Annotated in this window: 16 protein-coding genes; 8 read left to right on the forward strand and 8 right to left on the reverse strand. The window is 64.3% G+C overall.

Translation table 11 applies throughout. The annotated features are described in order from the left end of the window. Window positions 1-232 precede the first annotated feature (232 nt). Window positions 233-694 carry a MerR family transcriptional regulator gene (locus AC0ZT5_RS27775; RefSeq protein WP_095082335.1) on the reverse strand — a complete coding sequence of 154 codons (462 nt, stop codon included), beginning with the start codon at window positions 692-694 and terminating at the stop codon, window positions 233-235. A 454-nt stretch (window positions 695-1,148) separates the two neighbouring features. Here AC0ZT5_RS27775 and AC0ZT5_RS27780 point away from each other — a divergent pair, with 454 nt between their 5' ends. The 4 genes from AC0ZT5_RS27780 to AC0ZT5_RS27795 all read left to right on the forward strand — a co-directional run bounded on the left by AC0ZT5_RS27780 (window position 1,149) and on the right by AC0ZT5_RS27795 (window position 8,393). After that, window positions 1,149-5,117, forward strand: a complete 3,969-nt coding sequence (locus AC0ZT5_RS27780) for a peptidoglycan-binding protein (RefSeq protein ID WP_488499032.1) — start codon at window positions 1,149-1,151, stop codon at window positions 5,115-5,117. Between the two features lie 192 nt (window positions 5,118-5,309). Beyond that, on the forward strand, window positions 5,310-6,233 hold the full coding sequence (locus AC0ZT5_RS27785) for a sulfite exporter TauE/SafE family protein (RefSeq protein ID WP_095082339.1): 924 nt from the start codon (window positions 5,310-5,312) through the stop codon (window positions 6,231-6,233). After that, window positions 6,233-7,024: a TIGR02186 family protein gene (locus AC0ZT5_RS27790; RefSeq protein ID WP_488499033.1), complete on the forward strand. Its 792-nt coding sequence runs from the start codon at window positions 6,233-6,235 to the stop codon at window positions 7,022-7,024. The genes AC0ZT5_RS27785 and AC0ZT5_RS27790 overlap by 1 nt, the downstream gene beginning before the upstream one ends. 112 nt (window positions 7,025-7,136) lie before the next feature. Continuing rightward, window positions 7,137-8,393 (forward strand): Hsp70 family protein, encoded by a 1,257-nt coding sequence (locus AC0ZT5_RS27795; protein WP_488499034.1) that lies wholly within the window; start codon window positions 7,137-7,139, stop codon window positions 8,391-8,393. A gap of 10 nt (window positions 8,394-8,403) precedes the next feature. Here the strand turns inward: AC0ZT5_RS27795 and AC0ZT5_RS27800 are convergent, their stop codons facing one another. Further along, on the reverse strand, window positions 8,404-9,312 hold the full coding sequence (locus AC0ZT5_RS27800) for a LysR substrate-binding domain-containing protein (protein ID WP_488499035.1): 909 nt from the start codon (window positions 9,310-9,312) through the stop codon (window positions 8,404-8,406). 278 nt (window positions 9,313-9,590) lie between these two features. On the opposite strand from AC0ZT5_RS27800, the gene AC0ZT5_RS27805 reads away from it, so the two are divergent. Genes AC0ZT5_RS27805 through AC0ZT5_RS27815 form a run of 3 tightly spaced genes read left to right on the forward strand, consistent with a single transcriptional unit; the run spans window position 9,591 to window position 14,193 of the window. Beyond that, window positions 9,591-12,521, forward strand: coding sequence for a molybdopterin oxidoreductase family protein (locus AC0ZT5_RS27805; protein ID WP_488499036.1), 2,931 nt, complete (start codon window positions 9,591-9,593; stop codon window positions 12,519-12,521). After that, a complete protein-coding gene (locus tag AC0ZT5_RS27810; RefSeq protein ID WP_488499037.1) occupies window positions 12,518-13,252 on the forward strand; it encodes a 4Fe-4S dicluster domain-containing protein in 735 nt (244 codons plus the stop codon). The genes AC0ZT5_RS27805 and AC0ZT5_RS27810 overlap by 4 nt, the downstream gene beginning before the upstream one ends. A 5-nt stretch (window positions 13,253-13,257) precedes the next feature. Next, window positions 13,258-14,193, forward strand: coding sequence for a dimethyl sulfoxide reductase anchor subunit family protein (locus AC0ZT5_RS27815; protein ID WP_488499038.1), 936 nt, complete (start codon window positions 13,258-13,260; stop codon window positions 14,191-14,193). A gap of 23 nt (window positions 14,194-14,216) precedes the next feature. On the opposite strand, the gene pdeM is transcribed toward AC0ZT5_RS27815, so the two are convergent. The 5 genes from pdeM to AC0ZT5_RS27840 form a co-directional block, all read right to left on the reverse strand. Further along, complete coding sequence (gene pdeM / locus AC0ZT5_RS27820) at window positions 14,217-14,933, reverse strand: ligase-associated DNA damage response endonuclease PdeM (protein ID WP_488499039.1); 717 nt, start codon at window positions 14,931-14,933, stop codon at window positions 14,217-14,219. Window positions 14,934-14,946: 13 nt separating this feature from the next. Then, a complete protein-coding gene (locus tag AC0ZT5_RS27825; RefSeq protein ID WP_488499040.1) occupies window positions 14,947-17,466 on the reverse strand; it encodes a ligase-associated DNA damage response DEXH box helicase in 2,520 nt (839 codons plus the stop codon). A 66-nt stretch (window positions 17,467-17,532) separates the two neighbouring features. After that, the gene (locus AC0ZT5_RS27830) at window positions 17,533-18,393 is read right to left on the reverse strand and encodes a C40 family peptidase (RefSeq protein ID WP_488499041.1); all 861 of its coding nucleotides are present in this window, start codon (window positions 18,391-18,393) and stop codon (window positions 17,533-17,535) included. Between the two features lie 94 nt (window positions 18,394-18,487). Next, on the reverse strand, window positions 18,488-18,838 hold the full coding sequence (locus tag AC0ZT5_RS27835; RefSeq protein WP_488499042.1) for a MarR family winged helix-turn-helix transcriptional regulator: 351 nt from the start codon (window positions 18,836-18,838) through the stop codon (window positions 18,488-18,490). A gap of 72 nt (window positions 18,839-18,910) precedes the next feature. After that, window positions 18,911-20,275 (reverse strand): leucyl aminopeptidase family protein, encoded by a 1,365-nt coding sequence (locus AC0ZT5_RS27840; protein WP_488499043.1) that lies wholly within the window; start codon window positions 20,273-20,275, stop codon window positions 18,911-18,913. Window positions 20,276-20,399: 124 nt separating this feature from the next. Here AC0ZT5_RS27840 and AC0ZT5_RS27845 point away from each other — a divergent pair, with 124 nt between their 5' ends. Beyond that, complete coding sequence (locus AC0ZT5_RS27845; protein ID WP_488499104.1) at window positions 20,400-21,221, forward strand: tetratricopeptide repeat protein; 822 nt, start codon at window positions 20,400-20,402, stop codon at window positions 21,219-21,221. Window positions 21,222-21,392: 171 nt separating this feature from the next. Here the strand turns inward: AC0ZT5_RS27845 and AC0ZT5_RS27850 are convergent, their stop codons facing one another. Continuing rightward, complete coding sequence (locus tag AC0ZT5_RS27850) at window positions 21,393-22,415, reverse strand: type II secretion system F family protein (RefSeq protein WP_457151533.1); 1,023 nt, start codon at window positions 22,413-22,415, stop codon at window positions 21,393-21,395. Window positions 22,416-22,423 lie beyond the last annotated feature (8 nt).

Genomic DNA, 22,423 nt, shown 5'->3' on the forward strand with positions numbered 1-22,423 from the left:
TCGGCCAGGGCAGCATGCGGACCCATGTTGCGAGCGGGATAGCAAAAATTGACGTTTGCGTAAACGTCAATTTTTTCGATGCGACAAGATTTCCCGCCCACCGCGCGGTGAACGTAGCGGCGAGGCGTTGCACAAGCTAGCGGCGAGAGGCTGCATTGGGGCGCGGCCAAGACGACGAAAAGCCGCGCGGCAGGGCCACGCGGTTTTGATAGTCAGACAGTCAGCGGATGAGTTAGCCCGCGACGCTCGCCTGCGGCGCCGAACGCTCGGCCAGCATCTGGCGCACCGCCGACATCGAGCCGCTCAGCTCGTTGATGGCGTCATCGATCAGCGCCCGCTGCTTCTGCAGCCGGGCAAGCTGCTTTTCCGACTTGTCCAGCGCCAGCCGCAGTTGCTTGGTGTTGGAGCCGGTCGGATCGTAGAGGTCCATCATCTGCTTGACGTCGCGCAGCGAGAACCCAACCTTGCGGCCAAGCAGGATCAGCTTCAGCCGGGCCTTGTCGCGGCGCGTGTAGAGACGGGTCGAACCGTCGCGCTGCGGGTTGAGCAGGCCCTTGTCTTCATAGAAACGCAGCGTGCGCAGCGTCACTCCATATTTCTTGGCCATCTCACCGATGCGGACAAGATCCTCGCCGGTTTCGACAGACATATTGTTGGTATTGGCCGCGGTCTCGCCGGCCGAGATAAGCTTCATGGTCACTGGCTTTCCCCATCTGGTGGCGTCGCGGTCCTGGACCGTGCGTCGCCTGACTGGAAGCAGGGGCTTGCTTCCGGTCGTGGTTTCAACAAACAAATCGCAAACAGCACGCTCAGGGCGCCTTTTACGTTTACGTCAATTCTATACCGATAGCCGCCTCATGACGCAAGGGCGTTCTGCGCTGCGAGCGTTATGCCGCACCGTGCTGCCGACATCCGACATCCTTGCAACTTCTTAAGTTTGGTTAACGCGTTGTTTACCACGTTGGGCGAAATGTGGGCGCGTCGGCTACCCGTGGTTATCCTGTATCGAATTTTTCACGGTTTTTCGGAGCGCGGGTGAGAGCCCGGGAAGCTCGTCTTCCACCGCGGCATAGCCGCTGTCGCCTCGTTCCGACAGGGACTTGGGGGAACTGGCCGCGAGCCAGCCAATCTGAAAGACGGACGCACCGATGAACAGCAAGCGGTCCTACCTCGATACACTCAACGCCGGCAGGCAGCGCAGGCCGCAGACCACGCTCGAGCAGTTGAACCGTTCCCTCGAAACGCTGGAGCAGCGGTTGGAGCGTACGCGCGAAGACCCGCTGGCACGTCCCGAGCCTCGCCAATACGGGGCCGATGCGCGCTATCCCGCCGCCCAACCGTCTGCCCAGCAGCGCTGGTACGAGGATCCGCAGCCGGCGCCGCGCCCGACGAGCCCAGCGCAGCCCGCCGCCGCCTTCGGGCAGAATTACCAGGCCATCGCCCGCGACATCGATCGCGTGCGTGGCCAGGAGGACGGCGTCGCCATGGTCGGCAAGATCGCCGGCGAGTTGCGCGGCATGCGCGAGGAACTGCGCCACCAGATGACGGCTGGGCTGCAGCGGGAATTCGAAGCGCTGCGCAAGGACATCGAGCGGGCTTTCCAGTCGGGCGCCAGGCCGGGCGCCTCGGCCAAGGGCAGCGCCGAACTCGGCCTTGAATTCGAACGACTCTCCGGCGCCATCCAGACACTGGCCGAGAAGAGCGACGACAGAAGCGTCAACATGCTGCGGCTCGAACTCGAACAGGTCAAGGCCGCGCTCGACACGCTGGCGCGCGAGGAGAGCGTGCAGAAAGTCGACCGCCGCTGGGACGATTTCGATCGCCGCTGGACCGCCTTCGAGGATCGCGTCGACGCCGACCAGCGCAAGCGCTCCGACGACCCCGGCCTATCAATGCTGACCGACCGGCTGGAGCAGATCAGCAACGCCGTCAACAATCTTCCGGAATCGCTGTCGCTGCGCTCGCTCGAGGAAAAGGTGCGCACGCTTGCTGGCGCCGTCGATCATTTCGCCAGCCAGCAGGACAATCGTGGCAGTGACACGCTTGGCATGATCGACGAGCGGCTGGACGAGATCTCCCGCGCCATCGTCGCCTCGACGGTTGCCGCGCAAGCCAATACATTCGACCACGAGGCATTCGAGCGCATCGAGAAGCGGATCGACTCGCTTGCCCAACAGATCGAGGAAGTGGCGCAGGATCGCCCAGGCAACGCGGTCATGGACCGGCTGAGCACGCTGTCGAGCCGTGTCGACGAGCTCGCCGGTCGCGCCAACCTGCCCGAGCAGGCGATGGAGCGCCTGGCCAAGCAGATCGCGCTCATCGCCGACAAGATCGACCAGGCGCCTGCGATGCCCGACGCCGACTATATCTTCCATGGCCTGGAGCAACGCTTCGACGTGCTGTCGGGCATGATGGAACGCCGCCAGGGTGACGCCATCGAACAGGGCAACATGCTGTTCCGCGATCTCGAACGGCGGCTGGACGAGGTTGCCGACAGGCTGGACCAGCGCATGCCGCACGTCGACAGCGCCGGCATCATGGAAGCCATCGACGCCCGCTTCACCGCGTTGGCCAAGCGCTTGGAAACGCGCGCTCCCGATCCCGCGGGCGAAGCCGCGATCCGCGGCCTGGAAAGCCGGCTCGAAGACATTTCAAGCCGGCTGGACGCATCGGCCGCGCAGGTGGCAGGCATCGATCCGGCGCTGATCCGCAGCCTGGAAGCGCAGGTCGCCGGCCTGTCCGCCCACCTTTCAAGGCCCAGCACACCGCTGCCGGAATTCGAGGACATCAGCCCGCGTCTCGACGAGATCGAGAAGTCGCTGTCCGGAACCCGCGATTCCATCCTCGGCGCGGCGCGCGAAGCGGCCGAGAACGCGGTGCGTTCGCTGGCCGGTTCGAGTGCCAACGCGACGGCCGTTTCCGGCCTCGCCCAGGACCTGAAGACACTCGAAACGCTGACGCGGCGCTCCGACGAGCGCAATTCGAGAACATTCGAAGCCATCCATGACACGCTGCTCAAGATCGTCGACCGGCTGGGGTCGCTGGAACCCGGCGAACCGGTCGAGGCGGTGAGCGAACTCCTCGATGCGGCTGTGGTCGAACCGAACAGCCGGCGCGGTGCGCGGCGGTCCAAGATGGCCGTCGAGGCACCGTCGATGGATATCGATCAGCCGATGCCGCTGACCGGAGACATGGCCGATCTCGATGGCCGCGCCGCCGCCATCATGCGCAATGAGCCGGGCACGCGCTCACCGGCCGAAGCCGCCGCTGCCGCAGCCCTGGCTGCCCTCAGTTCCGACACCATCGCCGAGAAAAGCGAACAGGCAGGTGGCCGCAAATCGTTGTTCGGCGGGCTGGCACGTGCATTCAGGGGCAAGAAGGAGGCCGACATTCCGCCGCTGGCCGGCTCGGCGCCGATTGCCCCGACACCGAGCGTCGACCTCGACGAACCGCTCGACCCGAAATTGGCCAACCGGCCGCTGGAGCCCGGCTCCGGCGCACCTGACCTCAATGCCATCATGAAGCGCGTGCGCGACGAGCGCGGCCAGCCGGCCAAGCCAAGCGACACCGATGCAGCTAAATCGGATTTCATCGCCGCAGCGCGGCGCGCGGCGCAGGCCGCCGCCGCCGAGGCCGATGCGCTGAAGCGCCAATCGACGATGACCGGACCGGTGAAGGCACTGCGGATCGGCGACCTGCTCAAGGCGCGGCGCAAGCCGATCCTGATGGCGGCCGCCGCAATCATGCTGGCGCTCGCCGGCCTGCAATTAGGCAAGGCCTTCTTCGCCGATCCGGCGCAGGTGGCGAGCAACGACGCCGCGCCGATCGTCGCCTCGCAACCGGTGCAAACCGCCTCGGCCGATGCCGCTAGCCAGCCGAAGACGGACGTTCAGCCGCAGGCCGTGGAAAGCGCGCCGGCCCGTGCCGTCAGACAGGCCGAGCCGTCCGAACCGGCTACCAAGGATGACATGGCCGCGCAAGGCACGATGGCCACGCCGCCAAGCATCGAGCCTTCGATGGATGCGACACCGACAACCGAGCCTGCTCCCGAGCCTGTTGCTTCGGCAACACCTGCCGACGCAAGCCCGGCGCCCGACATAACAGCTTCGGCTGCTGCGCTCCCGGCTGGTCCGGCTCCTGTCCCGGAAGCGACCGATGCCGATACCGGCACCCAGCCTACGACGGCCGAGCCGAACACTGCCAAGGACACGACGGGCGCGGTTCCACCCGCGGACGCTTCGCCGGCGGAGGCCACGGCGAAGTTCGACATTCCCACCGACGTTGGCCCGCTCGCCTTGCGCGATGCCGCCGGCAATGGCGACGCCAAGGCGTTGTTCGAGGTCGGTTCGCGCTACGCCGAGTCGCGCGGCGTCAAGGAAGACATGGCGGCAGCGGCCAAATGGTACGAGAAGTCGGCCGAACTCGGCTTCGCGCCTGCTGAATACCGCATCGGCAATTTCTTCGAGAAGGGCATTGGCGTCGCGCGCGATATCAAGAAGGCGAAGACCTGGTACCAGCTGGCCGCCGAGCAGGGCAACGCCAGCGCCATGCACAACCTGGCCGTGCTGTTCGCCATGGCCGCTGATGGCGTCACCGACAATGAGTCGGCCGCGCACTGGTTCCAGGCGGCGGCGGACGTCGGCGTCAAGGACAGCCAGTTCAACCTCGGCATCCTCGCCGCCAAGGGCGTCGGCATGAAGCAGAACCTCGAGGAATCCTACAAATGGTTCGCGCTCGTCGCCAAGACCGGTGACAAAGATGCGTCGGCCAAGCGAGACGAGATCGCCAATGCGATGCGGCCCGAGCAGCTCGAACGCGCCCGCGCCGCGGCCGAACTGTGGAAGGCCAAGCCGCTGGATGCGGCAGCCAATTCGGTCGACATTCCCGAATCCTGGCAGAACGGCACGCCGCAGACGACCGCCAGCGTCGACATGAAGAAGGCCGTCGAGAACATCCAGCGCATTCTCAACAAGAATGGCTACGATGCGGGCGACGCAGACGGCAGGATGGGCCAGAAGACGAAGACCGCGATCATGGCTTTCCAGACCGACAACAAGCTGCCGGCGACCGGCACGGTCGATGAAAAACTGGTCAAGGCGCTGCTGGCGCGCAAATAACGGCAGATGCGTCGCTTCCACGACGCCCTTGCCACACATTTGCCTGTTAACTGATTGAGATGTTTTTTGTTTCGGCAATGCTGCGCGGTTTGACTTCGTAGCACCTCCGGCGCAAGAACAAATCGGCTTGTCGGGTCAAGATGCCCGCAACGGTTGCATTCACCGACAGGCAAAACTGATCGAGACTGACGGGTGGGCATCTATCTCCCGATCGCGGAAATTTCCGTCAACGTCTTCGTGCTGCTGGCCATGGGTGCGGCAGTGGGCTTCCTGTCGGGCATGTTCGGCGTCGGCGGCGGCTTCCTCATCACGCCGCTGCTGATCTTCTACAACATCCCCCCGGCGATCGCCGTCGCCACCGGCGCCAACCAGGTCATCGCCTCCTCCTTCTCCGGCGTCCTTTCGCACATGAAGCGAGGTACGCTCGACTTCAAGCTCGGCGGCGTGCTGCTGGCCGGGGGCATCGTCGGCTCCACCGGCGGTATCTTCGTCTTCGCCTTCCTGCGCAGGCTCGGCCAGCTCGACCTGTTCATCTCGCTGCTTTATGTCGTGCTGCTCGGCACGGTCGGCGGGCTGATGCTGGTCGAAAGCGTCAATGCGCTGCGAGCCACGCGCAGCGGTGCGGCACCGGTCCTGAAGAAATCCGGCCAGCACAACTGGATCCACCGCTTGCCGCTGAAGATGCGGTTCAGGGCCTCGAAACTGTTCGTCAGCGTCATCCCGGTGCTGGGTCTTGGCGCCGGCATCGGCTTCCTGTCGTCGATCATGGGCGTCGGCGGCGGCTTCATCATGGTGCCGGCGCTGATCTACCTCCTGAAAGTGCCGACCAACGTCGTCATCGGCACTTCGCTGTTCCAGATCATATTCACCTCCGCCTACACGACGCTGGTCCATGCCACCACCAACCAGACGGTCGACGTCGTGCTGGCCTTCCTGTTGATGGCGGGCGGCGTTGCCGGGGCGCAATATGGCGCCAAGGCTGGACAGAGGCTGCGCGGCGAGCAGCTAAGGGCCTTGCTGGCACTGCTGGTGCTGGCGGTGGCGATCCGCCTCGCCATCGACCTCTTCGTCACCCCGCCCAATCTCTATTCGCTGACCGCCACGGGCCTCAACTGATGAGGGGGCCCAAAGCGTTCGCAACCGCCATTCTCCTGTCGTTGCTTGCGGTTGCCGTGCCGGTCAAGGCACAGACACCACCGGTAGAGGGTATCCAGATCGGGCTCTCCACCGACAACGTCTCGATCACCGCCGGCTTTTCCGGCGCCGACCTGACCATTTTCGGCTCGCTGGAAAATCCCGACCCGCTGGTTGCCCGTCAAGGCAGATACGATGTCATCGTCGTGCTCGAGGGTCCGCCGCGCCCGGTCGTGGTGCGCCGCAAGGACCGGGTGCTTGGCGTCTGGGTCAACCTGGAGTCCGAAACCTTCGAGAATGTGCCGATGTCCTATTCGGTGGCGACGACGCGCCCGCTGCAGGACATCACCGAACCGAACAGCTACAAGCAGCTGTCGCTCGGTGCCTCCAACCTCTACATGCAGCCGGCCGACGCTGGCGACAACCCGGCGACCATCGAGGAATTCACCGCGGCGCTGCGCAGCCGCAAAACAGCGACCGGCCTCTACAGCGAGAATGTCGGCGGCGTGCAATTCCTGTCGCAGAACCTGTTCCGCGCCACCGTCAGGCTGGCACCGAATGTTCCGGTCGGTACCCACAAGGCACGCGCCTTCCTGTTCAAGAGCGGCGTATTCATCAAGGAAAGCTCGGCCCAGCTCGAAATCCGCAAATCCGGTTTCGAGCAGTCGATCTTCCGTGTCGCGCACAATTATTCCTTCCTCTATGGCGTCTTCGCGATATCGCTGGCCATGCTGACGGGCTGGCTCGGTAGGGTGATCTTCCGAAAGGATTAGGCGCCGGATTTCCAAAAAGGGTTTCCCTTTACGGCGTCTTGCGTTAGAGCACGCCCCCGGCCCGACCGGACACGAGTTGCCGCTCCCCAAAGACAAAATCAGGAAACTTGCCATGCGACCAGCATTCGGCGGTATCGACTTTGGCACTTCAAACTCCACCGTTGGCGTGGTCCGCAACGGGCAGCCGCGCCTCGTCGCACTTGAAGATGGGCAGGTCACGCTGCCCAGTGCCGTATTCTTCAACTTCGAGGACAACCGCACCTGTTTCGGACGCCACGCCATTGCCAACTACACCGACAGCATCGAAGGCCGGCTGATGCGCTCGCTGAAGAGCGTGCTCGGCAGTTCGCTTGCCCACGAGAAGACCCGCATCAAGTCCCGCTCGATCGGCTTCATGGAGATCGTCGGCCTGTTCCTCGGCCACCTCCGCAGAAAACTCGAGGAAGATGCCGGCGGCGTGGTCGAGACGGTGGTGCTCGGCCGCCCGGTGCAGTTCGTCGACGACGATCCCGAGGCCGATGCAAATGCCCAGGGCGAACTTGAGAAGGCCGCGCGCGCCCAGGGCTTCAGACACATCGCTTTCCAGTTCGAGCCGATCGCGGCGGCGCTCGACTATGAGCAGAAGGTGACGCGCGAGGAACTGGCGCTGATCGCCGACATGGGCGGCGGCACCTCGGACTTCTCGATCGTGCGTGTCTCACCGCAGCGCTCGCGGTCGCTCGACCGCAAGGACGACATCCTGGCCAGCCGCGGCATCCATATCGGCGGCACGGATTTCGACCGGCTGTTGAGCATCGCCCATGTGATGCCGCAGCTCGGCTATCTGACCCCGACCAAGGACGGCAAGCGCAATCTGCCGGCCAGCTACTTCATCGATCTCGCGACATGGCAGCGAATCAACCTGGTCTACACCGCCAAGGCAATGACGCATCTGCGCCAGATCCGCTACGAAGCCGAGCGCGCCGACCTGGTCGACCGCTTCATCCACATTGTCGAGCATCGCTATGGTCATGCGCTGGCAGCCCTTGTCGAAAAGGCCAAGATCGAGCTGACCGACAGATCATCGGCTCAGGTGGCGGTGAAGCTGCCGGGGGCGGCGTTCGCCGCCGAAATCACGCGCACCGGGCTGGACGCCACGATTGCCAGGGATATCGAGCGGGTCACCGCAACGGTCGGGCAGACCATCCGCGACGCCCAGGTCAAGCCATCCGACATCACCGCAGTATTTCTGACCGGCGGGTCGACCGCAATCCCGCTGGCAAGGCGAGAGATTCTCTCCTTGGTGCCGCAGGCATCCGTCATCGAAGGCGACGTGTTCGGCTCGGTCGGGCTTGGCCTGGCGCTCGACGCCCAGCGAAAGTTTGGCTGACACGGCCCACTCACGGGCGGGCAGGCACTGCTTCATCGGCGCTGGCGCTGAGATGCGCCTTGAGCGCCATCTGGGCAAGGCTCGCCTGCCGGTCTCGGTGGGTGATGATGGCGAAGTCGCGCTTCGGCAGGTCAATCGGCACCGCGCGCAAACTGCCTTCGGCAATCGCGCCGCCGACGACGAGTTCGGAAATGATGGTGGCGCCGGCCCCCGCCTCGACCGCCTGGCGGATAGCCTCGTTGCTCGGCAGCACTAGGAATATCTGCAGGTCGGCAAGCGAAATTCCTTCGCGGCGCGCCAGATCTTCCAACACCTCGCGCGTGCCCGAACCACCCTCGCGGATGATCCAGCGCAGGCCCTTGATGTCGGGCCGGCCTTGCGAGACTTCGGCGATCTCGGGGTGCGCGCTGGCGACGACCAGCATCAGCCTGTCGACGTCGACCTTGGCGCGGCGCAGGATGTCGGATTCCGTGCGCCCCTCGACCAGGCCGAGATCCGCCGCGCCATCGAGGACATTGGCCTCGACCTGCCTGGTGTTGCCGATGGTGACGCTCAACCTGACGGCGGGATAGGCCTCGTGGAAGGAAGCCAGCCGGCGCGGCAGCCAATAGCTGGCGATGGTCTGGCTGGCGGCGATCGAGAGGCTGCCGGTGACCGTCTGCGAGACATGCTCCAGCACGTTGCGCGCAGCGGCTGCCCGCTCCAGCACGGCCTTGGCTTCCGGCAGGAAGCGGTGCCCGGTCTGGGCGAGCTCGATGTTGCGGCCGACCCGGTTGAACAGATGGACGCCATGCTGCTCTTCAAGCGCGCGAATAGCGGCCGACGCGGCCGATTGGGATATGCCAAGCAGCTCGGCGGCCTTGGTCATGTGGCCGCGCTCGGCAACGGCGACGAAAATCCGCAATTGGTCCAGGGTCATGCGTGCATTAAGAACCAATATCGATCGAATTTACAAGAACAACTGATTAGACAGATCGATAGCTTTATTCTACGTTTTCGAGTGAAGTTAGAAAAAATTCGCCATCGAATCGCAGAGAACAAAATGATCGGGCGGTTCAGATCCCTGCTTGCCCATTGGACCCGCGGCATCCGGCGGCGGCTGGCCGGTGACCGATACCACCCCGAAGAGCACTATATGCGCGGCCCCGGGCCGAAGACTCGAGCCAAGTCCGCCGACCGTGCGGGCAGCAGCGGATCATGATGCACCGACCGCCGCGCGGCGCAAATTCGGCTCCATCGCAACGCCCGCTGGCCGACACGCGCGCGCCCGATGAAGGCGACGGCGTCGACACCTCGCCGGACATTTCCGACAGCATCGCCAAGACGACCTGCTACATGTGCGCCTGCCGCTGCGGCATCGACGTCCACATCAAGGACGGCAAGGTTCGCTACATCAATGGCAACAAGGACCATCCCGTCAATCGCGGCGTGATCTGCGGCAAGGGCAGTTCCGGCATCATGCAGCACTACAGCCCGGCCCGGCTGAAAAAACCATTGCTGCGCACAGGCCTGCGCGGCTCGGGAGAATTCCGTGAGATCGAGTGGGAGGAAGCCTTCTCGATCGCGACCGAACGGCTCTCGGCCATCCGCCGGACCGATCCGAAAAAACTCGCCTTCTTCACCGGTCGCGACCAGTCGCAATCCTTGACCGGCTGGTGGGCAAGCCAGTTCGGCACGCCGAACTTCGCCGCGCATGGCGGCTTCTGTTCGGTCAACATGGCGGCCGGAGGCCTCTATACGATCGGCGGCTCGTTCTGGGAGTTCGGCGAGCCCGACTGGGACAACACCAGATACTTCATGCTGTTCGGCGTCGCCGAGGATCACGATTCCAACCCGATCAAGATCGGGCTCGGCAAGCTCAAGGCGCGCGGTGCCAAGGTGGTTTCGATCAATCCGTGCCGGACCGGCTACAACGCCATTGCCGACGACTGGATCGGCATCCGGCCCGGCACCGATGGCCTGTTCGTGTTCGCCCTCGTCCACGAATTGCTGAAGGCCGGCCGCGTCGATCTCGACTATCTCCTGCGCTATACCAATGCGCATTTGCTCGTCATCCAGGAGCCGAATGCTGCCGATGACGGGCTGTTCGTGCGTGACGCCGACGGCAATCCGCTGGCCTGGGACAGGGTTGCGAAGACGCCTGTCAGCGCCAACAATGCCGACGCGAAACCTGCGCTGACGGGCAGTTTCACCGTCGACGGCCGCCGCTGCGTGCCGGTGTTCCAACTCATCGCCGACCGCTACCTCGATGAGAGCTACGCACCCGATACGGTCGCGGAGCGCTGCGGCATTCCCGCCGACACGATCCGCAGGATCGCCGCCGAACTCGCTCATGTCGCCTTCGAACAGACGATCGAACTACCAGTCGCCTGGACCGACTGGGCCGGGCGAAGGCACGAGACGATCAAGGGGCGGCCTGTCTCGATGCATGCCATGCGCGGCATCTCCGCCCATTCGAACGGTTTTCACACCTGCCGCGCCATCCATCTCTTGCAGGTGCTGCTCGGGACCGTGGATGTTCCCGGCGGCTTCCGCTTCAAGCCGCCCTACCCGAGATCGGCGCCGCCAGGCCCAAAGCCTTCAGGCAAGACCGTCAAGCCGATGACGCCGCTCGACGGCATGCCGCTCGGCTTCGTCTGCGGGCCGGACGACCTTTTGGTCGACGAGGCCGGTACGCCCGTTCGCATCGACAAGGCCTATTCCTGGGATGCGCCGTTGGCGGCACATGGCCTCATGCACACCGTCATCCGCAATGCGTGGGCCGGCGACCCGTACCCGATCGACACGTTGATGATGTACATGTCGAACATGGCTTGGAATTCCTCGATGAACACCGTCGAGACCATGGCGATGCTGACCGACAGGGACGAAGCGGGCGATTACAGGATCCCCTTCATCATCTATTCCGACGCCTACTGTTCCGAGACGGTGCCGTTCGCCGATCTCGTGCTGCCGGACACAACCTATCTCGAACGCCATGATTGCATCAGCCTGCTCGACCGGCCGATCAGCCATGCCGACGGACCAGGGGACGCTATCCGCCATCCCGTCGTCGAGCCGGATCGCGATGTCAGGCCATTCCAGTCGGTGCTGATCGAACTCGGCGCGCGGCTTGGCCTGCCGTGCTTCGTCAATGACGATGGCTCGGCCAGATACCGCGACTATGCCGATTACATCGTCAACCATGAGCGGACGCCCGGCATCGGCCCGCTTGCCGGCTGGCGTGGCAAGGATGGGAGTGCGATCGGCAAGGGCGAGGCCAATCCGGACCAATTGCAGCGCTACATCGACAATGGCGGCTTCTGGCACCACGATTTCGCTGAAGACCAGCGCTACTACAAGATGGCCAACCGCTCCTATCTCGACTTCGCGGTGCAGATGGGCTTCATCCCCAAGGCGGAGCCGGTCGTCTTCCAGCTCTATTGCGAGCCTCTGCAGCGCTTCAGACTGGCCACACGGGGCCATGGCCGCGTGATGCCGCCAGAGGGCGACCGCCAGCGCATCGAGACCTATATGGACCCGCTGCCGTTCTGGTACATGCCGTTCGAGGAAGCGGTCGTCGATTTGCAAGACTATCCGCTGCACGCGCTGACGCAGCGGCCGATGCACATGTACCATTCCTGGGGTTCGCAGAACGCGTGGCTGAGGCAGATCACCAGCCAGAACCGGCTGTTCGTGCATCACCGGACCGCCGCTGGTCTCGGCCTCGTCGATGACGACTGGGTGTGGATCGAAAGCATCAACGGCAAGGTCAAGGGGCAGATCAAGCTGGTCGACGGGGTGAACGAAAGCACGGTCTGGACCTGGAATGCGATCGGCAAGCGGCGCGGCAGCTGGGGGCTGAAGGACGATGCCGCCGAATCCAACCGCGGCTTCCTGCTCAACCACATCATCGGCGACCAGACCTCGGCCGACGCCAGCGGCAAGCGCTATTCGAACTCCGATCCGGTGACCGGCCAGGCGGCATGGTTCGACCTGCGCGTGCGCATCGTCAAATGCGCGGCCGAAGAAGCCGGCTTCACCGAGCCGCAATTCGAGCGTTTCCAGAAACCGCCGGGTTTCGAACCCTCGCCCGACAAACTGACCTTCGGCGCTGAATTCCGCCGGGCAAGAGAGGCGGCAAAATGACCTGTCTGCCAAGTCAAAGCGGCAAGAAGCTCGGCCTCGTCATCGATCTCGACACCTGCGTCGGCTGCCAGGCCTGCGTCACCGCCTGCAAGGAATGGAACACAGGCGGCCACATGGCGCCGCTGACCGACATCGACCCCTATGGCGGCCATGTCGACGGCGTATGGTTCAACCGCGTCCACAGCTACGAACACACCACCGAGATGGGTGGGCGGACCGTGAACTTCCCACGCTCCTGCCTGCATTGCGAGACGCCGGCCTGCGTCACGGTCTGCCCGACCGGCGCCTCCTACAAGCGGGCCTCGGACGGCATCGTGCTGATCGACGAGGACAAGTGCATCGGCTGCAAATTGTGCAGTTGGGCCTGCCCTTATGGGGCGCGCGAATTCGACACCGACGTCGGCGTGATGAAGAAGTGCACGCTGTGCGTCGACCGCATCTACAATGACAATCTGGCCGAGGAAGACCGCGTCCCGGCCTGCGTCGCCGCTTGCCCGACCAGCGCCCGGCATTTCGGCGATCTCGGCGATCCCGCGTCGGCCGTCTCGCAGTTGGTGGCGGAGCGTGAAGGCGTCGACCTGATGCCGGAACTCGGCTATCACCCGACCAACAAATATTTGCCGCCGCGCGCCCACACCAAGCGCCCCGCATCGGTGGCCGCGCCGGCACTCGAACCGGTGCGGGCCGAAGGCGGCTTCCTCGGCTGGGTCGACCGCATGCTTTCGAACTGACATCCATGCATCCAGCCTTCTCCGTCGTCTTCTTCACCACCGCCACGGGCGCCGGCTACGGGTTGCTGGCGCTGCTTGGGGTGCTCGGAGGTCTCCAGATCATCCCACCCGATTTCTGGCTTGGCCTCATCGGCATTGGCCTTGCGCTTGGCCTGATCATGGCCGGGCTGTTGTCCTCGACAGGTCATCTCGGCAGACCCGAACGCGCCTGGCGGGCGTTCTCGCAATGGCGCAGTTCATGGCTGTCGCGCGAAGGCGTTGCCTCTGTCATCACTTTCGTTCCGGCAGGCCTTTTCGGCATCGGCTGGGTGTTTTTCGGCCGCAGCGGCGGCTGGGTGACTGTGGCCGGATTGCTGGCAGCCTGTGGCGCGGTCGTCACCGTCTGCACCACAGGCATGATCTATGCGTCGCTGAAGCCGATCGCCCAGTGGCACAGCCGCTTCACGCTGCCCCGTTACCTCTTTTTTTCGGCGATGACCGGCAGTGTGCTGTTGAACGCGCTGCTTCAGGGATTTGCTCTCGGCTCGAAAAAGCTTCTGGCAACTTCCGCCCTGCTGACCTTGCTCGGCTGGGGCTGGAAGCTGGCGACCTGGCGCTACAACGACCGGCTGGAAATCCCGACCAATGCCAACACCGCGACCGGGCTGGCCGGCGGCACGGTACGATCGCTGGAATGGCCGCATACCGAAGAGAATTATCTGCTCAAGGAAATGGGGTTCCGCATCGCGCGCAAGCACAGCGCCCGCCTGCGCCAGATCACGCAGGTTCTGGCCTTCGCCCTGCCCATCCTGTTGCTGGCCGCCGCATTTGCCTTGCCGTGGCCCTTCGCGGCGCTGCTGTCGGTCCTTGCCGCCATTGCTCAGTTCGCCGGCATGCTTGTCGAAAGATGGCTGTTTTTCGCCGAGGCGAAGCACACGGTAACGCTCTATTACGGGCGGTAGGGACTCTTGGCGAAAGGGCGGCTTCAGCCGGGCCGCAGCATCGAGCGGGAGATCGCAAAAATGCGGTCAGTGCCGAGCATGTAAGCCATCAGCGTGTCCAGCCGGAACAGCCCGGCATAGGCGCGGTCGAGCACGTTGAGCGAGCCGGTATAGGCGCCGAAGGCCGGCATGATCATGCGGCCGCCATCGCCGGCAAAGCAGCGCCGCCGCACCGAACGGCCGCGCTGCACGATGCGCGCGCACGGGTGCAGATGGCCCGCTACTTCGCCTTCGACACGCTCCTTCGACGGCTCATGCCGGAACAGCAGCGAACCTATGGCAAGCTCACGCACCGTCTCGCCGGGCAGGTCGGCAGGCGCTTCCGGATCGTGATTGCCGGCAACCCAGAACCAGTCGCGGCCTGATATCAGCGCTTCCAGCCGTTCGCGGAAGCTCGCATGCATGCGCTCGGCGCCGCCGCCATCGTGGAAGCTGTCGCCCAGGCTGATGACGATGGATGGCTGGTAGTCGGCGATCACGGCCTGCAGTCTCAGCAAGGTCGCGCCGGTGTCGTAAGGCGGGATCAGCGCGCCGCGCCGCGCCAGCGACGAACCCTTCTCGAGATGCAGGTCGGAAACGGCCAGAAGCCGCAGATCCGGAAAATAAAGCACGCCGCGCCGGTCGCAGACCGCGCGCTCGCCGGCGATGCCGACAAGGTCGGCCTCGGCGATCAGCGACGTGCGCGCCAGCGAAAAATTCATCTCGAAATCAGTCTCATCTTTGGCCCATCGCCTCCTCGACCAAATCGGCGGCTTCCATGAGCAAGGACTCGTTGGCGCCGCCATTCACCGATTCCTTGCCGATCTCCAGCATGATCGGCACGGCCAGCGGCGATATCTGCTCAAGATGCTTATGCATGATTCGACCGCGAACGCGCGAGAGCATCTCGGCAAGTCTGCTGACATCGAGCAGTCCGGCCGACGCATCGGTGCGCGTCGCCTGCAGCAGGATGTGGTCCGGTTCGTGACTGCGCAGCACGTCGTAGATCAGGTCGGCCGAGACGGTCACCTGGCGGCCGCTCTTCTCCTGGCCGGGAAAGCGCTTCTCGATCAGCCCGGCGATCACTGCGCAGGTGCGAAACGTCCGCTTCAGCATCCAGCTGTCGTTCAGCCAGGCCTCGAGGTCGTCGCCCAGCATGTCTTCATCGAACAGGGCGGCCAATGATGGTTTCTTGGCCTTGAACAGGGCCGCCATGTCGTCCAGCGCCCAGACGGCCAGCGAATAGTCGGTGGCGACGAAGCCGAGCGGACGAGCGTTGGCGCGCTCCAGCCGCCGCGTGAGCAGCATGCCGAGCGTCTGGTGCGCTAGCCTGCCCTCGAAGGGATAGGCAACCATGTAGTGGCGGTTGCCGCGCGGAAAGGTCTCGACCAGAAGGTCGCCGCGTTTCGGCAGCACCGACTTTTCCTTCTGCAGCCGCAGCCAGTCGGCGACTTGCTCGGGCAGCGCCTGCCAGCGGTTGCTGTCGGCCAGCATGCCGCGCACCTGATCGGCGAGATAGGTCGATAGCGGAAACTTGCCGCCGGCATACGACGGGACGATGATGTTTGCGCCGGCGCCGTTGGAGACGACGCATTCGTTCTCGCGAATGCCCTCGAAACGCAGCACCTTGCCGGCAAACAGGAAATTGTCGCCGGGCCGCAACGTCTCGGCGAAATATTCCTCGATCTTGCCCAGCACAGGCCCGCCGCGCCCAGCCATGCCACGGCCCTGCCGGACATAGCGGACATTGAGTTCCGGCATTTCGACGATGGTGCCGACATTCAGCCGGTATTGCTGGGCGACACGCGGATGCGAGACGCGCCACAGCCCGCCGACGGTCTTTCGAATGCGGGCATAGCGCTCGTAGTTCTTCAGCGCATAGCCGCCGGTGGCGACGAAATCGACGACACGGTCGAAGGTCTCGCGTGCCAGTCCGGCATAGGGCGCGGCGCCGCGCACTTCTTCGAACAAATGGTCGGCATCGAAGGGCGCGCCGCAGGCGACGCCCAGCACATGCTGCGACAGCACGTCGAGCGCGCCATTGATCAGCGGCGGCGTGTCCTGCGCGCCGAGATAGTTGGCGTCGAGTGCGGCACGGCATTCCAGCACCTCGAAACGGTTGGCCGGAATAAGGATCGCCTTGGACGGTTCGTCCATGCGGTGGTTGGCGCGGCCGATGCGCTGCGCCAGGCGGCTGGCACCCTTCGGCGCGCCGACATGCACGACCAGATCGACATCGCCCCAGTCGATGCCCAGATCGAGCGTCGACGTCGCGACGATGGCGCGCAGCGCATTCTCGCCCATCGCCTTCTCGACCCGCCGGCGCTGGCCGACATCGAGCGAACCGTGGTGCAAGGCAATCGGCAGCGAGTCCTCATTGGCCCGCCACAGTTCCTGGAACAGCAATTCGGCCTGGCTGCGGGTGTTGACGAACAGCAGCGTCGTGCGGTGCCGCTTGATCGCCTCATAGATTTCAGGAATGGCATACCGGGCCGAATGGCCGGACCACGGCACGTGCTGCTCGGAGTCGAGAATGGAGATGTCGGGCTTGGCTCCGCCCGCCACGGTGATCAGGCCGGCCATGTCGCCTGGCGGATTCTGGGCGACCAGCCAACGCCGCAATTCGTCGGGCTCGGCAACCGTCGCCGACAAGCCTATCGTCTGCAGGCCAGGCACGTAGCTGCGCAGCCGCGCCAGGCCGAGCGCCAGCAGATGGCCGCGCTTCGACGTCACCAGCGAGTGCAACTCGTCGAGCACGACATAGCGCAGATCCTCGAAGAAGCGTCTGGCGTCTGGCGCCGCGATCAGCAGCGCCAATTGCTCGGGCGTGGTCAGAAGAATGTCGGGCGGCACCAGCTTCTGGCGCTGACGCTTGTGCGCGGGCGTGTCACCCGTACGCGTCTCGATGGTGATAGGCAGGCCGATCTCTTCGACCGGCTTGCCGAGATTGCGCTCGATGTCGACCGCCAGCGCCTTCAGCGGCGAGATGTAGAGGGTATGGATACCGCGATGTGCCTGCCCCGGTTTTCGCCTTGGCCGGTTGGCCAGCTCGGTCAGTGAAGGCAGGAACCCGGCCAACGTCTTGCCTGCCCCGGTCGGGGCAATCAGCAGCACCGATTGCCCGCTCTGGGCCCTTGCCAGCAATTCGATCTGGTGGGCACGCGGCGACCAGCCTTTCTCGCCGAACCACCTGATGAATGGTTCGGGCAGGGCCACAGTGGCATTCTGTTCGGCAAGGCGCGGCTGCTCTGTCACGCGCCAGAGGTAGCGCGAAGGTGGGCGATCGCCAAGAAGAATCGGAACAAAAGGGGATCGAAGCCCCTAAGGCCGCCGAAAACCGGTCGGGCCGCCATAGAGATAGCCGATGCGGGCGATCGCCTCCTTCAGCCCTTCGCGCGACACCAGCATGGTGTGGCCATTGGCATGGATCATAGTATCGGCGTCGGTCATGATGGCGACATGGCCTTTCCAGAAGACGAGGTCGCCGCGTCTCAGGCCGCCATAATCCGGATCCGGATCGAGCGGTTCGCCAAGGCTCGCTGCTTGCATGTCGGAATCGCGAAGTACGTCGCTGCCGGCCATGCGCATCGCCAGTTGCACAAGGCCCGAACAGTCGATGCCGAAACCCGAAGCGCCGCCCCACAGATACGGTGTGCCGAGAAACATCTCGGCCACCGCAACATAGTCGGCGGCCGTCTCACCGACAGGCCGCAGATGGCCGGCGATGATCGCCTCGCCGGAGGGCAGGACGGCATAGTGCGTGCCGCGCGTTTCGGCTGCACCCGTCACCGTAACCGTCGATCCCATCGACAATTGTCCTGTGATCGGAAACCGCAGATCCGCCCCGGGGTAGAGGAAGGTGCGCGGCACCGACACGATATGGGTCGCCGCATGGTCCCGCCCGCCAAGCATGGTATCGGCGACATAACCTACATAGCCATCGCGCTCGGCCTGGATCCAGGCCCAGCCTTCGGCGACCTCGAAGACGAGGACATCATCGCCAAACAGGGCTTGCGTGTTGACGCCGGCATCCGGCCGCGGCGCCTTGCGGACATCGGCCACCGAGGCGGTGATCCGCGCCGGCCGGCCGGCGACGAAGCGGTCGGCGGCGACCTCGCCCTTCAGCCGTGCATCGGCAAGGTCGGAACGGAAAGCGTGAAGGCGGGCATCCCTGGCAGTCAAATCAGCAACTCTGCTTTGTTTTGTTGACGCATGATCTTGTCCGAAAAACCGGTTCCGCTTTTGCCTGCGCTGACCTGCGGTTCGGGATCGTGCTTTAGATGGGCAACTCGTGGGCCTTGGCAATGATACCATCGCCGAAGCGCTCGACAAAGAGCGCGCCCTCGACCGTGCGCCTGATCAGAACGTTGCGCTTGTCGAGTTCGTCGCGATGGCGCGACACCAGCTTCAACGCGCCCATCGTGTCGAGCGCACGGGTGATCACCGGCTTGGTGACATTGAGGCGGGCGGCGAGCCCGCGCACCGTGTGGGGCGGCGGATCGAGATAGACGGTGAACAGGATCGCCGTCTGGCGCATGGTCAGGTCGGGCGCGTCGTCGCGTACCTGCGACAGCATCACTTGCTGCCACAGTCGCAAGGCCTGGCTGGGGCGCATGGCAATCGACATCCGAGCAGCATGACGGCAAATTGTTTCGGTTCCGTTTCAGTTTCTGCAATTTGTCGGCTCTGCTTGTCGCTATCAGCCAAAGCGTTTTGAGATGATCCGCTCCAGCGCGCGAATGCCTTGCGCCTCACCGCCAGCGGGGCCATGCGGACGGTCGGCGGGGTTCCAGGCGAAGATGTCGAAATGCACCCAGCCCGCGGTCTTTTCGACAAAGCGCTTCAGGAAGAGTGCCGCCGTGATCGAGCCGGCGAAACCGTCGGTGGTGACGTTGTTGATGTCGGCGATCTTCGACGACAGTTTTGCATCGTAAGGCCGCCACAACGGCATGCGCCACAACGGATCCTCGGCCGCGACGGAAGCCGCCGCCAGATCGGACGCCAGCGCTTCGTCGCTGGTGTAAAAGGGCGGCAAGTCGGGACCGAGCGCGACACGGGCTGCCCCGGTCAGCGTCGCCATATCGACCAGAAGCTGCGGTTCCTCTTCGTCGGCCAGGGCCAGCGCATCGGCCAGCACCAGCCGCCCCTCGGCGTCCGTGTTGCCGATCTCGACGGTGATGCCCTTGCGGCTCGTCAGCACGTCGCCGGGCCGGAAGGCGTTGCCGGCGATCGAATTCTCGACCGCGGGAATGAGCACGCGCAAACGCACATTCAGCCCGCCGGCCATGATCATCGATGCGAGACCAAGCACATTGGCCGCGCCGCCCATGTCCTTCTTCATCAAAAGCATGCCGGACGACGGCTTGATGTCGAGACCGCCCGTGTCGAAACAGACGCCCTTGCCGACCAGCGTCACCTTCGGCGCGCCTTGCTGCCCCCATCTCATGTCGATCAGGCGCGGCGCGCCGGTCGACGCGCGACCGACGGCATGGATGATCGGGAAATTACGGTCGAGGAGATCGTCACCCTTCACAACCGAGATTTCGGCATCGTGGGCTACGGCCAGGCTCCGCACCGCCTTCTCCAATTCTTCCGGACCCATGTCGCTGGTCGGCGTGTTGACCAGATCGCGTGTCAGGAAAACGCCATCGGCAATGCGGCGAACGCGCCCGGCATCGACGCCGGCCGGCAAGTCGAAGCGCAGCGCCTTGGCGGGTTTCTTGCCATAGCGGGTAAAGACATAGCCGCCGAGCACCAGCGCGATTGCCGCCAGTTCCGGCTCGGTCGGCGCGGAGGCGAAATGCCAGTCGCCTTCCGGCAAGGCTTTCGACAACGCGCCAAGAGCAAGCGCGCCCTCGCCATCGCCGATACCGAACAAGGCGCCGCCGAGGGCTCCCTTTTCGCCGGGCACGACCAGCGTCCTGCCTGACTCGCCGGAAAAGCCGTTTGCCCTGGCCCAGGCGACCGCGGCAGGCGCAAGACCGGCTGCGTCCAGCCCATCCCTGGCGACCAGATGGACCGGCAGCGCGAACGGCAGTTTCTTTTCGACGAGTTCGACAGGCATTCGATGTTCTCCGTGCGGCGCGCTTGAGTCGCCATTCTTAACCGTCCGTTAGGGTTAACAGAATATTTCTTCGGGAGGGAAGATGGCCACGCAATGGCCGCGTATGAATGGAGGCCCGGTGCCGATGCCGACCAACCGCACGATCAATGCCACGGGAAAACGGTTCATCACCACGGCCCTCGTGCTGGCGCTCGCGGCCGGTGTCGCCGGTTGCGCAACCGACAAGTTCACCACCGGTTCGATCGGACGCAACAGCGGCAAACCGCTGGAGGCCATGTCGGGCGGGGAACTGCACACTGCAACGGCGGCACTTGGCCAATCCTACGCCAGGAACCCCGCCGACAAGCGCATCGCCACCAATTATGCGGCGGCGCTGCAGATGGATGGCGACGCAGACCAGTCGCTCGCCGTGATGCGCAAGCTGGCGATCGCCCTGCCGAAGGATCGCGACGTGCTCGCCTCCTATGGCAAGGCGCTGGCTGCCAATGGCCAGTTCGAGGCCGCTCTGGACGCCGTGCGCCGCGCCCAGACACCGGAATATCCCGACTGGAGGCTGGTGTCGGCCGAAGCGGCCATTCTCGACCAGATCGGCCAGAAGGACGACGCGCGCCAGCTTTATCGCAAGGCTCTCGAACTGAAGCCGAACGAGCCTTCGGTGCTCTCCAATCTCGGCATGTCCTATGTGCTGGAAGGTGACCTGCGCACCGCCGAAACCTATATGCGTTCCGCCGCGCAACAGCCGAACGCAGACAGCCGGGTGCGCCAGAACCTGGCGCTGGTCGTCGGCCTGCAGGGCCGTTTCGACGAAGCCGAGAAGATCGCCTCGCAGGAACTCTCGCCCGAACAGGCACAGGCAAACGTCGCCTATCTGCGCCAGATGCTGGCCCAGCAGAATGCCTGGAGCCAGCTCAAGGACCAGGACAAGCCAAAGTCCGCGACCAACTAGAGCGTCTCTCCGAACGTGCTTTAAGTCTTTGTTTCATGCATGTCGTTGACCAAAACCGCTGCGTTTTTGTGCGACATGCAATAGACGACAATCTGCGACAGCCTTGAAATGACGAAGCCGCGCTGTGTTCAGCGCGGCTTCGTCATTTTTCGAGCGGGACGACCCTCACCTCTATTGCGCGGTCGATGATGGTGCCGAACGATCGCCGAAGATGCCGCGCTGGCTGACCTGAATGCCGGCGGGACCCAGGATGATGGCGAAAAGCACCGGCAGGAAGAACAGGATCATCGGCACGGTGAGCTTCGGCGGCAAGGCCGCCGCCTTCTTCTCCGCCGCGTTCATGCGCATGTCGCGGCTTTCGGCGGCCAGCACGCGCAGTGCATGCGCCACCGGCGTGCCGTAACGTTCGGCCTGGACGAGTGCCTGCGACACCGACTTGACCGATTCCAGGCCGGTGCGGCTTGCCAGGTTCTCGTAGGCCTGCCTGCGCTCCTGCAGATAGGAAAGCTCGGCGTTGGTGAGGATGAATTCTTCCGCCAGCGCCACCGATTGCGCGCCGATCTCGTCGGCGACCTTGCGCAGGGCCGCTTCCACCGACATGCCCGATTCGACGCAGATCAGCATCAGATCGAGCGCATCCGGCCACGCCATCTGGATCGACTGCTTGCGCTTGGTAGCGCGGTTGTTGACGTAGACGACCGGAGCGTAGAAGCCGCCATACGCAACGAGGATGCAGACGAACACCCTGATGACCAATGGCTTGTCGGGCAATCCTCCGAGTACGAAGGTGTAGATTGCGCCCAGCGCGAAGCCGACAAAAGGAAGCACGAGACGGAAGAAAAGAAACCGCGTCAGCGGGTTCTGTCCGCGAAAGCCGGCGACCTTGAGTTTCTGCAATGTGCCCTCATCGGCGAGCGCGCGCCTCAGATCCAGCCGGTCGACAATGTTGCGCATACCAACCGACTGTTCCTCGCGCAGGCCCTTGCGACGGCGATCCGCTTCGACGGCAAGCCGGGCGCGCTGCTTGGCACGCAGTTCGTCGCGTTCCAGCGCGACGGTTTTCATGCGTGACTTGAGCTGGTTTCCGCCAAACGCCGGCAGCAAGGTGAAAACGGTCGCAAACACCGCTATGGCGACCAGCATCGCGATCAGGAAGCTCGGATCGGTCAGGGATTTGATGACTTGGTCGGTCATGCCAGCAT

The organism is Mesorhizobium sp. CNPSo 4670 (genome assembly GCF_057784235.1).

Bases quoted from the DNA above. Each gene is read 5' to 3' on its own strand.
- AC0ZT5_RS27815 (WP_488499038.1), top strand. From the start codon at position 13,258: ATGCATCCAGCCTTCTCCGTCGTCTTCTTCACCACCGCCACGGGCGCC.
- AC0ZT5_RS27845 (WP_488499104.1), top strand. From the start codon at position 20,400: ATGCCGACCAACCGCACGATCAATGCCACGGGAAAACGGTTCATCACC.
- pdeM (WP_488499039.1), bottom strand. From the start codon at position 14,933: ATGAATTTTTCGCTGGCGCGCACGTCGCTGATCGCCGAGGCCGACCTT.
- AC0ZT5_RS27800 (WP_488499035.1), bottom strand. From the start codon at position 9,312: ATGACCCTGGACCAATTGCGGATTTTCGTCGCCGTTGCCGAGCGCGGC.
- AC0ZT5_RS27835 (WP_488499042.1), bottom strand. From the start codon at position 18,838: ATGTCGATTGCCATGCGCCCCAGCCAGGCCTTGCGACTGTGGCAGCAA.
- AC0ZT5_RS27805 (WP_488499036.1), top strand. From the start codon at position 9,591: ATGATGCACCGACCGCCGCGCGGCGCAAATTCGGCTCCATCGCAACGC.
- AC0ZT5_RS27840 (WP_488499043.1), bottom strand. From the start codon at position 20,275: ATGCCTGTCGAACTCGTCGAAAAGAAACTGCCGTTCGCGCTGCCGGTC.
- AC0ZT5_RS27780 (WP_488499032.1), top strand. From the start codon at position 1,149: ATGAACAGCAAGCGGTCCTACCTCGATACACTCAACGCCGGCAGGCAG.
- AC0ZT5_RS27790 (WP_488499033.1), top strand. From the start codon at position 6,233: ATGAGGGGGCCCAAAGCGTTCGCAACCGCCATTCTCCTGTCGTTGCTT.
- AC0ZT5_RS27850 (WP_457151533.1), bottom strand. From the start codon at position 22,415: ATGACCGACCAAGTCATCAAATCCCTGACCGATCCGAGCTTCCTGATC.
- AC0ZT5_RS27775 (WP_095082335.1), bottom strand. From the start codon at position 694: ATGAAGCTTATCTCGGCCGGCGAGACCGCGGCCAATACCAACAATATG.
- AC0ZT5_RS27810 (WP_488499037.1), top strand. From the start codon at position 12,518: ATGACCTGTCTGCCAAGTCAAAGCGGCAAGAAGCTCGGCCTCGTCATC.
- AC0ZT5_RS27795 (WP_488499034.1), top strand. From the start codon at position 7,137: ATGCGACCAGCATTCGGCGGTATCGACTTTGGCACTTCAAACTCCACC.